General features: G+C 40.3%; 14 protein-coding genes. 6 read left to right on the forward strand and 8 right to left on the reverse strand.

Going from position 1 to position 13,744, the window contains the following annotated elements:
* Nucleotides 1-10: 10 nt before the first annotated feature.
* Nucleotides 11-832, reverse strand: a complete 822-nt coding sequence (pyrF, locus tag AACZ87_RS09630) for an orotidine-5'-phosphate decarboxylase (protein ID WP_339866727.1) — start codon at nt 830-832, stop codon at nt 11-13.
* A 207-nt stretch (nt 833-1,039) separates the two neighbouring features.
* Between pyrF and AACZ87_RS09635 the strand changes: the two genes are divergently transcribed.
* The 4 genes from AACZ87_RS09635 to AACZ87_RS09650 all read left to right on the forward strand — a co-directional run bounded on the left by AACZ87_RS09635 (nt 1,040) and on the right by AACZ87_RS09650 (nt 4,158).
* A complete protein-coding gene (locus tag AACZ87_RS09635; RefSeq protein ID WP_339866728.1) occupies nt 1,040-2,494 on the forward strand; it encodes a glycosyl hydrolase 108 family protein in 1,455 nt (484 codons plus the stop codon).
* Nucleotides 2,495-2,497: 3 nt separating this feature from the next.
* Entirely contained in the window at nt 2,498-2,911 is a 414-nt protein-coding gene (locus AACZ87_RS09640) for a hypothetical protein (protein ID WP_339866729.1), read from the forward strand.
* Between the two features lie 195 nt (nt 2,912-3,106).
* Nucleotides 3,107-3,715 (forward strand): hypothetical protein, encoded by a 609-nt coding sequence (locus AACZ87_RS09645; RefSeq protein WP_339866730.1) that lies wholly within the window; start codon nt 3,107-3,109, stop codon nt 3,713-3,715.
* Nucleotides 3,716-3,885: 170 nt separating this feature from the next.
* Entirely contained in the window at nt 3,886-4,158 is a 273-nt protein-coding gene (locus AACZ87_RS09650; RefSeq protein WP_339866732.1) for a hypothetical protein, read from the forward strand.
* A gap of 21 nt (nt 4,159-4,179) precedes the next feature.
* Here the strand turns inward: AACZ87_RS09650 and AACZ87_RS09655 are convergent, their stop codons facing one another.
* The 3 genes from AACZ87_RS09655 to AACZ87_RS09665 all read right to left on the reverse strand — a co-directional run bounded on the left by AACZ87_RS09655 (nt 4,180) and on the right by AACZ87_RS09665 (nt 7,321).
* The gene (locus AACZ87_RS09655) at nt 4,180-5,355 is read right to left on the reverse strand and encodes an ATP-binding protein (protein ID WP_339866733.1); all 1,176 of its coding nucleotides are present in this window, start codon (nt 5,353-5,355) and stop codon (nt 4,180-4,182) included.
* Nucleotides 5,356-5,430: 75 nt separating this feature from the next.
* The gene (locus tag AACZ87_RS09660) at nt 5,431-6,312 is read right to left on the reverse strand and encodes a lysylphosphatidylglycerol synthase transmembrane domain-containing protein (RefSeq protein ID WP_339866734.1); all 882 of its coding nucleotides are present in this window, start codon (nt 6,310-6,312) and stop codon (nt 5,431-5,433) included.
* A gap of 22 nt (nt 6,313-6,334) precedes the next feature.
* A complete protein-coding gene (locus AACZ87_RS09665) occupies nt 6,335-7,321 on the reverse strand; it encodes a glycosyltransferase family 2 protein (protein WP_339866735.1) in 987 nt (328 codons plus the stop codon).
* A gap of 158 nt (nt 7,322-7,479) precedes the next feature.
* On the opposite strand from AACZ87_RS09665, the gene AACZ87_RS09670 reads away from it, so the two are divergent.
* On the forward strand, nt 7,480-9,111 hold the full coding sequence (locus AACZ87_RS09670) for a glycosyltransferase family 39 protein (RefSeq protein WP_339866737.1): 1,632 nt from the start codon (nt 7,480-7,482) through the stop codon (nt 9,109-9,111).
* 1 nt (nt 9,112) lies between these two features.
* On the opposite strand, the gene AACZ87_RS09675 is transcribed toward AACZ87_RS09670, so the two are convergent.
* The 4 genes from AACZ87_RS09675 to rpsU all read right to left on the reverse strand — a co-directional run bounded on the left by AACZ87_RS09675 (nt 9,113) and on the right by rpsU (nt 12,243).
* Nucleotides 9,113-10,621, reverse strand: a complete 1,509-nt coding sequence (locus tag AACZ87_RS09675) for a glycosyltransferase family 39 protein (protein ID WP_339866739.1) — start codon at nt 10,619-10,621, stop codon at nt 9,113-9,115.
* 71 nt (nt 10,622-10,692) lie between these two features.
* Nucleotides 10,693-10,998 (reverse strand): ribosome-associated translation inhibitor RaiA, encoded by a 306-nt coding sequence (raiA, locus tag AACZ87_RS09680; RefSeq protein ID WP_283412221.1) that lies wholly within the window; start codon nt 10,996-10,998, stop codon nt 10,693-10,695.
* Between the two features lie 36 nt (nt 10,999-11,034).
* A complete protein-coding gene (locus tag AACZ87_RS09685; RefSeq protein WP_339866741.1) occupies nt 11,035-11,919 on the reverse strand; it encodes a tyrosine-type recombinase/integrase in 885 nt (294 codons plus the stop codon).
* Between the two features lie 129 nt (nt 11,920-12,048).
* Nucleotides 12,049-12,243, reverse strand: a complete 195-nt coding sequence (rpsU, locus tag AACZ87_RS09690; protein ID WP_091692504.1) for a 30S ribosomal protein S21 — start codon at nt 12,241-12,243, stop codon at nt 12,049-12,051.
* Nucleotides 12,244-12,383: 140 nt separating this feature from the next.
* On the opposite strand from rpsU, the gene AACZ87_RS09695 reads away from it, so the two are divergent.
* On the forward strand, nt 12,384-13,730 hold the full coding sequence (locus tag AACZ87_RS09695; RefSeq protein WP_339866745.1) for an alpha-L-fucosidase: 1,347 nt from the start codon (nt 12,384-12,386) through the stop codon (nt 13,728-13,730).
* Nucleotides 13,731-13,744: the final 14 nt, after the last annotated feature.

Raw genomic sequence — 13,744 nt, forward strand, 5'->3', positions numbered from 1 at the left:
GCTTCTTATTTTAGTTACGAAGATATTTATCCAGCAAACCAGCCATTTCCTCTTGTAACTTCTTAGTTTCCAGCCTAGCTGTTTTAGCAAAGTCTTTTTCTCCGGAAGCATATATTATCCCACGGCTGGAATTCACCAAAAGCCCACAGCTAGAATTCATACCATATTTAGCTACTTCTGCCAAGCTTCCACCTTGGGCTCCAACTCCTGGCACTAGGAAAAAATGATCTGGAACAACCTTTCTCACTTCACCAATCAACTCGCCCCGAGTGGCCCCTACCACATACATGAGGTTTTCAGGCGTGCCCCATTCTTGACTTTTTTCCAAAACCGTTTGAAATAAAGGTTTGCCATTTTCGTCTTTGATCAATTGGAAATCCATGGAACCCGCATTCGATGTTAAAGCCAAAAGGATCACCCATTTATCTTCAAACTCCAAAAAAGGTGTGACACTGTCCGCTCCCATGTAAGGCGCGACGGTCACCGAGTCAAAGTCCATTTTCTCAAAAAAAGCTTTGGCATAAAGCTTTGACGTATTTCCAATGTCTCCTCGTTTTGCGTCTGCAATAGTGAAAATTTCCTCTGGAATGATTTCATTGATTTTTTGAAGTGTTTCCCAGCCCTTAGGTCCCAAAGCTTCGAAAAAGGCAATGTTAGGCTTATAAGCCACCGCATAGTCAGCTGTTTCTTCTATAATCTCCCTGCAAAAACTAAAAATAGGATCGGCCTCATGTTTCAGGTGTTCAGGAATTTTATTGATATCTGCATCAAGTCCTACGCACAAAAAGGATGATTTTTTCTGGATTTGGGAGAAAAGCTCGGCTCGGGTCATGGATTATAGGATTTTGACAAAGGTAGGAAACCATGATGGCTTAGAAAAGTCATGAAAATTACCCTGCATAGGGTATTGTTTTTTAAAAGTATTCTTTGCCGATAAAAATAGTTTGGATAATAATAATAATAATAATAATATGTTCAGGGGTCTTTAGTTCTAAAGATAGCCTTGGCCAAGGTTTCATACCTAACGAACTCTTTAAATATGAAACCAAAAATACGGATGTCCTTACTCAAAAGGACATATTTTATATTCTTATTCCTCATGATGTACGGCTGTACAGTGCAAGATTATGAAGCTGCACTCAAATCTTCTGCGAACGAGCAGTTGCTAAGTGAGGCAAAAAGTTGGTTCACCAACCAATCCGGAGTGTCATCTATCCCAAACGCCAGAGTGATCAACTTTATAGACGGGGAACCTATTTGGAATGACGCAAAAGAACACTTCTACATGGGTAAACCAGTACTTGAAATTCCGGTAGATCTAAACGTAGAAAATCTGTTTGCACTAAAAAATGAAGAGTGGAAAGAGCAGGCAGGAGACTACCGTGTTCTTCTTTTCAAAATCGGGGAAAATGAATTCCAACCCTATCTTATGAAAGTAGAAAGCCAAGATGATCAAATTGCATCCAAGCATAAGGACTTGAGCTATCTTAATCTTTTGGAAATCCCATCCGATTTCAGCGGAAGTTATTCTTTCTTTTATCTAGATGGGCGATTTGTGGGATCTTGGAATATCGAAGAAGGAGAGCGAGTTAGAGCAGTTTCTTACTCTAAACCAGTGGATAAAATCCCAGATAATTCAAATGCCAGAGTCAATAACTACACATATCACTGTGTAATAACCACTTACACCACATACGTACAGAGTGGTACTGGTGAGCCTCAAATCGTAGAACAATATAAGGTATGGGACTGTATATTTACTCCGATGTTCGCTGGATCAGGCCCAGATGATAATGGAGGAGGAGAAAGCCCAGGATGCTATGAACCACATCCGAATTTTGAGGGATTGATGGTGCCATGTAATGAACCAGACCCATGCAACAATTTCGAGGATTTAGTAAATAAAGTCCTAAATACTGAAGGAGGGTTTGTTAATGATCCGCTTGACAAAGGTGGAGCAACAAACAAAGGAATTTCCTGGCGCACTTGGCAAGATGCTGCTGAATCTGTTTTGGGAAAAGAACCTACCTTAGAAAACTTACAGAACCTTACCGCTGAAGGAGCCAAAGCAATATATAAAGCAAAGTACTGGGACTCAATAAGGCTATCCGAAATAGAAGATGGTGATTTGAGATGGCTAATTTTTGATTTTCACGTCAATTCTGGACCAAATGCAATGCGTCAACTTCAGATGCTATTAAATGAGCTGGGGGCTGATTTGACTGTAGATGGGATAATTGGTAGTAAAACAATTAATTTCATTAACGAATATGAGGACATTATTGAACTCTATAATGGTTACAAACAAACACGTATTAATTTTCTTGAGGATGTCGTCGCAAATGACATTCAACGGCATTTAAAAATATTTCCCCAGGCAACTGAGCAAGAACTTAAATCACTCACCCAGTTACGATTCAAAAATGGATGGTTAAATAGAGTGAATGAATTTATTGAAAAGACTTTTGAAAATTTTGAAAATGTTAATTGCTAAAAAATGAAACATCTAATAGTAATATTATTTATAGTGTTCTGCTCTGCAGAAATATTTGCTCAAAATATCTCTGGTACCTATCGTTGGGATTTGGATAATGGAAGAAGAAATTTTGTAATCTCCTTAAGTCCGAAAAATGCTATTCTTGGGACTACACCCACCAGCTTCAAAGGTGAGCATTGCGGGGTATTTGAAAATGGAAATAGAATGGACTGTAGCTACGAGGAATATTCAATTTCTCTGAATAAAGTTTCCGAAAATGTATTCACCGGAACGATTCTAAGCGCATACTCCCGAACTATCAGCGAAATCAAAGTGACCTATTTCACAAATAATAAAAATATTAAATGGGAAGTAACTAAGCATGGAGGAGGGACTACTTATTTCCCCGAGAATGTCATGATGGAACAATATTGAGGATGTAATCTAAACTTATTGATGGTAGCTTAAAAATCAAGACAAACGGAACGACTATAACGGAAATTGTATTCTATCTGGATTAGTCAAATCTTTTCATATCTCCTTCCGAGATCAATTGGAAGGAGATATAATATGAAATGCGTTCAAAAGATATGATCAATTCCCAATTCTGAAAAATCAAACGGGTGAGTTATGAGACATCAAAAAAGAGAGTTACAAACCAAAAATTACTGGGGTTCAACAAGTAAGTATTTCTTGATTTTTATAGCTCTGGTTTTCTCCTTCCACTCAAATTCATATGGTCAAATCCAAGGGTATAATCCTAACACATTTATCCCGACATTTGACACTAACTACCTCATTATCAAATCAATTGAATCAATTGACAAAGAGTTCAGTTTTCTTAAAAACACCTTATCGTCATTTTTAGAAGAATTCCCAAATCCCGACAAGAATGAAGACTTCTATTATGAGATGGATGAAAAGATGGCGCGACTAATCACCTATGGGCAAAATGAATTCTATTTCCTAGGTGAAAAAATGGATGCATTCCACCTGAAAGATTCCAAATTCTCAATAGGAAATGGTAAAGATTTTATAAAAATAGGAGACCATCATTCATCGGTATCAAAGTTATTTCCACCCTATGAACTGGAGATTAGAACAGATTATGAGACAAAAGAGAAATATGGAGTTATAAGAATAACTACATCTGATAAGGGATTGGTACATGATGATGAAGACTCAATCATACTATTAGTCGATGTTAAGTCTGGCATTATTACAGAAATACATAAGTGATTTTATATTTCAATAAGTATAATAGAGGACTCCCTATTCTATTCGTACTGCTTCTTCTCTTTTCCCATGATTCCAGCTCTCAAGATATATCAGGTTCTTGGCGATGGTTCGAATTTGAAGATAGAGCATTCACAATCCATCTATATAAGCCCGAGCTTGATGATGACGTTATGGGGTCATATGATTTAATAGGAGAGCATTGCGGAGTGTATTATAATGGGGGCAGAATGGACTGTAGCTACGAGGAATATTCTATTTCTCTAAACAGAATCTCCGAAAATGTATTCACAGGAACGATTCTAAGTGCATATTCTCTCGCTGTCAGCGAAATCAGAATAACCTACTTCCCCAGCAGTAAGGAAATAAGGTGGGAAGTAACAAAAGAAGGTGTGGGAAAAAACCGTCTACCAAATTACTTTCCGCTCGATGTTATAATGCAGTAATAGCAAAACTAAAGGAAGACCTCAAAAGCCTTCCTTTAGTTTTTTCATAAATCCAGCTAATCCTATAGCGATGGTCCTTTCGCCCAAGGGAAATTCATCCTTACCTGCATAGATGAAATAGCGATGGTCTGCTGATATATCCTTCACAGCATTCAGGAAGCCTTTTGAAAGCTTTGGACTCAAGGTTCGCTTGATTTCTATCGCCCAAACTTCTCCATTCAAACTCAAGACCAAGTCAAGTTCTGCTCCACCCGTTGTGCGATAAAAGCCATAATCAGCACCTTTTGGCAAAACTGAAATAATATTCTCGATAATAAATCCTTCCCAACTTCCTCCGACAACAGGATGTCCCAGCAGATCATCCAGTTTGGTTAAGTTCAATAAAGCATGTGTAATTCCAGAATCCCGGATGTAGATTTTGGGAGACTTCACCAGTCGCTTGCCCACATTCACTAGCCAAGGTCTGACAGAACGAATCAGCAGAAGATCTTCAAGCATTTCCACATAACTTTTCACAGTCGGAGAAGTCAAATCTAGACTTCCACCAAGTTTGGATAGATTGATCAATTGTCCTTGCTGATGGGCGAGCATAGTCCAGAGTCGACGCAGACGGTTGGCAGGCACAAACTGCGCAATCTGCGGGATATCTCTTTCCAGATAGGTAGTGATGAAATTACCACGCCAAGTCATGCTCGATCTATCCGAACTCGCTAGAAAACTATCTGGAAATCCTCCGCGCAGCCATAGTTTTTCTACATGACCTTCTATCGAATCAACCTCTAAGACATTGAAACCTGGAAGTTCTTCATAGGCAATTCTTCCTGCCAGTGATTCGGAGGATTGCCGGATCAGGTCCAAAGAAGCGGAACCTAAAATCAGAAATTGGCAAGATCTAAAGCCTTTCTTTCTCCTTCGATCTATCACACCTCGCAAAAGCGGAAAGAGGTCAGGCATGCGCTGGATCTCATCCAAAATAATCAAACGACCTTCATGCAGGTCAAAATATTGCTCTGGCTCAGCAAGCTTACTACGGTCTGAGGGACTTTCAAGATCGAGGTAAATAGACTGAGGATCGATGGTTTCCACGAGCTCCAGCGCCAAGGTAGTTTTACCTACTTGCCGTGGGCCAAGAATTGCGATAGCCGGAAAATCAGGCATCAGTTCTTGGAGTTTCAGAATCAAATCTCGTACAATCATCCTTGCAAATTTAAAATCAAATTTTAAATTTGCAAGGATACATTTTTATTATTTAACTGAAAAACAGCTATTTAACTATTTATCATCAAAATCAATTGAAATCATGGATCCTGCCAGAGAAACTGCTGCGGTGATCAGGAAAAAGATCAAACTGAAAGCGACTGCAATCGCCTCATCTATGCCCGCATAGGTATGCGCATAGACGAAAACCAGTTCGCGTGCACCAACTCCACCGATCGTTAGAGGCAACACAGCCACGATGGAAGAAAGTAGAAAAACCAGTTGGTAGGCAAGGAAATTCTCAGTTACGCCAAGGCTTTTCAATATAAACCAAGCACAAATCAATTGTGCTAACTGCCCAGCCATCGACCAGACATTTGCTTTCCAAAAGGAGGGTAGAAAGGCTTTGAAGAGTAACTTTTGCATCAGCCAAAAAACCGGAAACACCAGCAAAGCAGCTACTCCGAACAAGATCTCCCAAGGAACTTGTGAAGCAAATGGTAAGGTCAAATCTACCGGAAGTATCAATACCAGCAACAAAAAAACAATCGCTACCAAACCACCTAGACGATCCAAAAGCGATGCTTGCACCAGTGGCTTTACGGGAGTTTGATAGTGTTTATTCAGTAAGTAAACTTTATACCCATCACCACCAATCCCGCCAGGTAGAAAGAGATTGTAGAACATCCCGATGAGGTAAAGCTTGATATTGAGCTTTTCGGAGATTTGCACACCGATATTTTTGAAGTAGAGATTGAGGCGAAAGGCTGTGAAAAGTTTACTCAGCACAAAAGTTAACACCGCAGGTATTAGCCACAGCCAGTTAATAGTTTTGGTGATTTGCCAAAGCTGATCTGTGTCAATTTTTCGAAAAACCAGAAAGAGCGCCAAACCGGTCAAAACCAGCTTTAGGACAGTCGATAATTTCTTTTTAAGGGAACTTTCTGTTTTCGCCAAAATTCAATTGCTATTTGAAAACCTACTTAGCGCTGTCAATTCTTTGAGGCACTGCAATTACAGGCTGCAATACACCTTGATAGACAGACTTGATGGAATAAGTCGTCTTATCCTGTGATTCAAAATAGGTTCGTACAATGATCTCCGCAATAATTCCGGTGGTGATAAACTGAATACCTCCCAGCACCAAAATAAAACCAAGAATCATAATCGGTCTTCCCCAGATGTCTTCGCCCATTATTTTCAGGATGAGCAGATAAAAATTGATCAGCAAACCAATCAAAAACGCGATAATCCCTATCCCGCCAAATAAGTGAATTGGTCGCTGAAAATACTTTTGGAAAAATAACATCAGAATCAAATCCGACATCACTTTGAAGGTTCGGCTCAGGCCATATTTCGATTCGCCATGAATCCGTGGATGATGCTTCACATCCATTTCGGTCATTTTAGCTCCTTGCTGCTTCGCCAGAACAGGAATAAAACGGTGCAATTCTCCATACAACCCCATTCCCTGCGCAATCTCCGCTTTATACACACGAAGTGTACAACCGTAGTCTTTCAAGTAAACTTTGGTCGTATTCCGGATCACCCAGTTGGCGATCTTACTTGGGATTTTGCGAAGCACAAATCCATCTTTTCTATTCGCTCTACGGCCTGCTACCACATCCCATTCTTCATCGATTGCCTTTTGAAGCATCACAGGAATGTCGGTTGGATCATTTTGCAAATCCCCATCCATGGTGCAGATGTATTCACCAGTAGCCATGTCAATACCTGCTGCCAAAGCTGTGGTTTGGCCAAAATTCCTATTGAAAATAATCAGCTTAGTTCGGCTATTCGCATACTTTTTCACCTCAGCCACTGTCCTATCAGTTGATCCATCTTCAATCAAAATCACTTCATAATCGATGGATTCTAGCGCTGCATAAGTCTGTTCTAAAAGCGGTTGGATATTATCCTCTTCATTATAAACAGTGATTACTACGGAAATCTGTGGCTTGGACATGCGATAAAATTTTGTCAAAAATACGGTAAAATACTTCCTAGGACAAAAAAGCTAGGATTCGCTTTCGGAAGCCAACGAAAATTTGGTGTGACAAAGTTCAATCGGACTATCTTTGCAGCATGTCCCTAAAAGAGCCCCAAATAAATCCATGGGTGGTCATGGCAGCATTTGCCGTCTTAGTTGGCCCGTTTGCACTGAGCTTCCACATGCATTTCCCAGATGAAATGTACTACACCGATGCAGCTGTGAAAATGCTTCAAAACGGAGATTACCTGACCACTTATTTGGGAAATGGAGAACTTCGATTTCGAAAACCAATCGGGACATATTGGGTGGTGCTGGCCGGATTCAAGCTTTTTGGAGTTAGCGCACTATCTTCAAGAATCTTCTTTTTACTCGCTGGAGCATTGACTGTAGGTGCCACCTATTGGCTTGCAAAGCTACTTTTTGAAGACAAAAAAACAGCTGGAATCTCTGCATTGATTATTGCCGCCAATCCTGTATTGATTTTATCCGCAACCCGCTCAATTCCGGATGTGCTACTCGGCCTCACGATGACCGCGAGCGCAGTTGGTTTCGCTGGTTTAATCCGCTTTGGTGACCAAGCCCCCAAAAAATATCTTTGGATTCTTTACCTAAGTTTGGCGCTTGCATTTGAAACCAAAGGCCTTCCTGCTCTTGCTTTAGGAGGACTTGGAGTGTTTTATCTCCTGTTTAATCCATGGAAAAAAATCTCATTTAAAACCTTTCTCCATTTTCCTTCCCTTGCATTAGCTATTTTTATTGCACTCTTCTGGTTTGTCGCCATGTGGCAAATACATGGCCCTACTTATTTAGACAGTTTTGTTGAAGATCAAGTAGGAGGTAGAGTTACTTCACGTTATTTGTTAATCCTGAAAAACGGGATGCTTGCAGTTGGGATTTTGATTGCCATATTTATTCCCTGGATTCTGCTGGTACTTCCTAAAATCAAGAAAAGTACAAGAAAAGCATGGTCAGAGAATTCAGTTTTTTTCGGATTTGCAATTTTATGGGGCTTGGCAATTTTGGGAATGGGAGCGATGACGGCTAAGTTTTATGAGCGATATTTATTGCCCGTAGCTCCAGTATTAGCCGTATTGCTTGGGTGGCTACTTGTAAAAGGAGAATTTGAATTCAGGAAATTGGGTCTAAAAATCAGTACTTGGTTTTTCCTTTTCCTGTGTCTTATTGTTGGGATAGTTGGCTTATGGATAAACTTTCAATTAGGTAGTACTGCATGGGTTTATCTTCAGCTGGCAATGGGATTCGCCATTTTGTCCTACCTCTTCATGCTGACTATTAGAAGCGAGAAACTTCCGAAAGCACTTTCTTATTCTTTCCTATTACTGTTTTTTCTCCTATCCACTGTCACTGCAAAAATATCTCTGCCAGAGCAAGGCGAGCAAATTGAAGCATTTGTAGCAGCTAATGACATAGATCCAAAAGGAGAAATCGGATTTATTGGAAATATCCACACTAGCAGCAAAATTAGGGTGTTTTTGGGACCTGATTATTACATGACTGATATATCCGGCGAGAAGAAGCTTACAGATGAAGAGTTACTCCGAGAAGCCTCTCGCTATACTTATTTGATAGTAGAGGATAAGTTTTTAGAACTAATTCCAAAAAACCAGTACGAAATCTCTGTGGGTTCGGTCAACTGGAATTCCAAACAAATTCCTTTTCTCCTTCAAAATCTCAGCAACCCAGCCTTTGATTCATTGGTGAAGGAAAATGGGAAGATATACTATTGGCTGGAGAAAAGGTGAATTAATACGTATCTGGCAAATATGGATTAAACCGCTCTAGCTTTCTCCAAACCTGAATTTTCGCTACACGAAGTGATTCCTCTCGAAATGAAATCGGCAACTCCTCTTCATAAATCAATTCCTGAAAATCTGCAAATTCTCCTGGAGAATCATAATTCCAACTCACGAAAATCCCCACTTCATTTTTTCCTACAAACTGCTCCAAGCCTGGCCAAAGATCAAATTGATTCTTTCTTGCCCCCATGTTTAACATATACGTTTGTGGATGATCTGGAAGGTAAAAGGAAAGCTCGGAGGCCATGTGATAGGTTTCTGAAAAGATATACGCATCTTCAATACCCAAACTATCTCGTAATGTGACGAGTCTTTCGGCTAAAGGCTCGTAGCCTGCCATTCTTCTGAAAGCAGATTTCTCAGCCTTTTTGATAGGAGTAATACTTTTCATCAAAGTAAAATCAGGAAGCAGAAAAAACAGCGGTAAACCGATACTTAAGCCTACACCCCAATTCCTGATTCTCTGCCATCTCTGACTTTGCTCGCACACCCAAGCCGCCATCAGAATGGCCAAACTCCCGTAGGCAAATACCGGCCAATTCACTTCTATGGAAGTCAAGAAACTCAATCCTGCGAAAGCAGCCCAAGACATCAAAGCAGGTAAAAGCAAATAGACCTTTGCTCGGTCTTGGTTTTGAATCACTTTTCTAAAAGCTCCCACAAATAGAGGAAGAAGAAATATGGAAATCATCGCCAGTTGACCTCCTAGGTACTCGAAAAATTGCCCGAAAGACTTTCTTACATCAAAAGCTTTGGATTCACCGCCTCCACCACCGCTGAGGGCAGCCAAGTGCTTAAACGTGTCAAAGTCATTCTGCCAATTCCAGATCAAAGCAGGGATGAAACCTAATAAAGTGATTAACACAAAGAGAATATAATTCTGACTCTGTGCCTTCCAGCTTTTGGTACAAATAAGATACAAAAGAAGAAATGGAAAGATCAGAATCATGACCATCTTAGCCATCAACCCAAATGCAGCAGCCAGCCCAGCCCAAATCCACCAGGATTTCTTCCCATCTTCCATACCTCGATAAGCCAGATAAATGCTCAGCGCCCAAAAGAAGGTAAGGGAACTGTCAGTCATGTGAAAAGTAGAGGCAAGCCACCACATAGGCATGGCCTGAAGTATCATCGCAGCCCAAAATCCAACTTTAGCTGAATATAGATGTCGGCCAAATAGAAAGGTCACCCAAGACATTCCTACACCACATAAAATCGCATTTATACGCACTCCCAGCTCAGTATTTCCCAGAAAACCTGTGCTAATGTAATTTAGAACAGCTACTAGCGGGGGCTTGGAATAATAGTGCCAAGCCATATTCTGTGACCAGAGCCAGTATTGCGCCTCCTCAGTGAACAAGTCAATTTCTGGCCTTAGGGTAAATTGTATTTTAGCAACTACAAGCGAGAGTGAAATAACCCAGAAATAGATAGTATAGCTTGTAGACCTTTGCATTGAGTTTGGTTTGAATAAAAAAGGCATCTCCCATTACTGAGAGATGCCCCAAATTTAGCTAGGCTAGCTTATTACTGTTTAGCCAACACTACTTTTTCTTTGTGTTTTTTGATTTGACGTCTCAATCCTTCGATGGCATCATCAGAAGCCGCCTCGAATGAGTCAGATTGGCTTTTACTGAAAAATTGCTTTCCTGGTACATTCATCTTGATTTCTACAATTTTATTCGAGTTATTGTCGTTTTTGTCAAGCCTCAAAAAAACCTCTCCGTCTATGATTTGGTCATAGTAAGTATCCAGTTTGTCAGCTTTTTTCTGAATAAAGTCGATCAGTTTTCGATCAGCGTCAAAATGGATGGAGTGCATCTGCAGTTTCATATTCATTTGCATTTAGTGGTGAACAAATAGTTTATTTTATGCTTTCGGATGTGCCTGTTCGAACACAGCCTTAAGTTTTTCCATGGAATTGTGCGTGTACACCTGAGTGGCCGCAAGATTGGCATGACCTAGCAAATCTTTTACTGCGTTCAGGTCAGCACCTTTGTTGAGTAAATGGGTGGCAAAAGTATGTCGCAATACATGAGGACTGCGCTTGGATGTCTGCGCAAAAAGATCTAGGTAGTGCCTGACGATGCGAAAAATCATCATAGGGTAACTTTGCTTTTGTTGATTGCTGACAATAAAATAGTCACTTTGACCAACTTTAGAAAACCTTTCCTCAAATACTTTTTTATACAGCAAAATATTCTGTTTTAAGCCTTTTGTAATAGGAATAATTCTTTCCTTTTTTCTTTTTCCAAGTACCTTGACCGAATCATCGATGAGATTGATATCTGACCATTTTAATCCTATCAACTCTGAAAGCCTGACTCCGGTGAGGTAAAGAAATTCCATCACCATCTTGTCACGCTGCCCATCGAAATCCTGCTCGTAAACACTTTCGTCTAAAACGACAAGAATCGTCTCTTCCTGTACAAACTCAGGAAGTTTCTTCGGGTTTTTAAGACCTTTTAACTTATACGTTGGATCGCTAGAAATGATCTGTGATCTGAGTAAAAACTTGTAATAAGACCTCAGAGTGGCGATTTTACGGTTTACCGAGGTAGTACTTAACCCGCTATCTACCAAGTCAATCACCCATGCCCGGAGCTCTGGATGCTGGGCTTCAGAAATTTCATTTATTTCGAAAGAAAGCGCCAAAAACTCCTCAAACTGGGTCAAATCCCGACGGTATGCCTCTACCGTATGCGGACTGGCTTTTTTCTCAAACTCTAAATAATTGATGAAAGAATCGATCATGTATCACGTAACTGGGAAGATAAGTTAGACGAAAAAATGTGAATTATCGCTGAGCAAAATCGTAAATGGTCATAAAAAAAACGCACCTGCCTGATGGCAAGTGCGTTTGATATCGGAAGTCAAAACTGATTACTTCGCTGCTTCTTCTTGAAGATGCTGCTTGTAAGCTGCTTTGATGACTTGTGCTCTTCTTACTACGGAAGGCTTAGTGAAAGCTTGTCTCGCACGAAGTTCACGGACTGCACCAGTCTTGTCAAACTTCTTTTTGAAACGCTTTAGCGCTTTCTCGATTGATTCGTTCTCTTTTACGTTAACTATGATCATATCTATACACCCCCTTTCGTGGGCACAAAGGTATGGATAATATTCAGAATACAATATCTCCACTCGTAATAAACTCTTTTCTACCCCTTGATATATAGGGCGTTTTGCCTAATTTTATCCTAAATCTTACTAATTACGACGTGAACATTAGCACTTCCTTCAAAAGCTACCTACTAGCACTAGGCATTCTAACTATATTTTTCACTCAATCTACTGCAGCATTTTCTCAGGAAACCCCTGAGAAAATGGAATGGTTTGCTGATGCCAAATTGGGCATTTTCATACATTGGGGCATTTATTCTGTGAATGGAATTGACGAGTCCTGGTCATTTTTCAATGATTACATTAGCTACGATGACTACATGAAACAGCTTTCAGGTTTTACTGCTTCCAAATATGATCCAGTTAAGTGGGCAAAGCTGATTAAATCCAGCGGTGCAAAATATGCTGTACTTACAGCCAAGCATCACGATGGGGTAGCTCTTTGGGATACAAAAGCTTCTGATCTTTCTGTCGTGAAGAAAACTCCAGCCGGAAAAGATTTGGTAGGGCCATTGATGAATGCTTTGGAGAAAGAAGGAATTAAAAAAGGAATCTACTTTTCTGTATTGGATTGGTCACACCCAGATTACGACAGAAACACGAGAGAGACTTTTCGATACAAGAATGATCCAGAGAGATTCAGAAAGTTCACAGATTTCAACTTTGCTCAACTAAGTGAACTATCCGAACAATACAATCCAGATTTATATTGGTTTGATGGCGATTGGGAACATAAGCCAGAGGAATGGAGAAGTGCAGAGCTCAAAAAGAAACTGCAGACTTACAATCCAAATGTGATCATCAACTCCCGATTAGGTAAAGGCTTTGGCGACTATGATACGCCTGAGCAAGGAGTACCGGTAACTCGTCCAACTAGTGAATTCTGGGAACTGTGTATGACCATGAACAATAGCTGGGGGTACCAAGGCAATGATGATCAGTACAAAAGTCCAAGTGAATTGCTTCGAATCTTTGTGGATTGCCTTCACATGGGCGGAAATCTCCTGATGGATTTCGGACCAAAGCCAGATGGTACTATCCCAGAGGAAGCTGAAAACATTTTGAATGAATTTGGGCGCTGGACATCCAAGCATGAGTCAGCGATCTATGATACTCAAGCGGGCATTCCAGATGGACACGTCTATGCTCCTACTACTCTTTCGAAGGATAAGACAATTCTTTACATCTACCTAGACTACAAAGTCAATGAATCCCTTGCCATCAAAGGACTGAAAAACAAAATCCAGCGTGTCTGGGTAGTGGGTAATGGAACAAAGTTACAATCCAGAGAAGTGGGCAAGATGTACTGGAGCGCAGTACCAGGAATGAAGTATATTGATATTCCTGACCATGTCTACGACAAAGACATTACCGTTTTGGCAGTCTTGCTGGATGGTCCTGTAGATCTCTATAGGGAAAAAGGCCAGGTGATAGAGAGTAATTGAAAAGTTAAAAGTAT

Source organism: uncultured Algoriphagus sp. (genome assembly GCF_963974365.1).
Classification (GTDB): domain Bacteria; phylum Bacteroidota; class Bacteroidia; order Cytophagales; family Cyclobacteriaceae; genus Algoriphagus.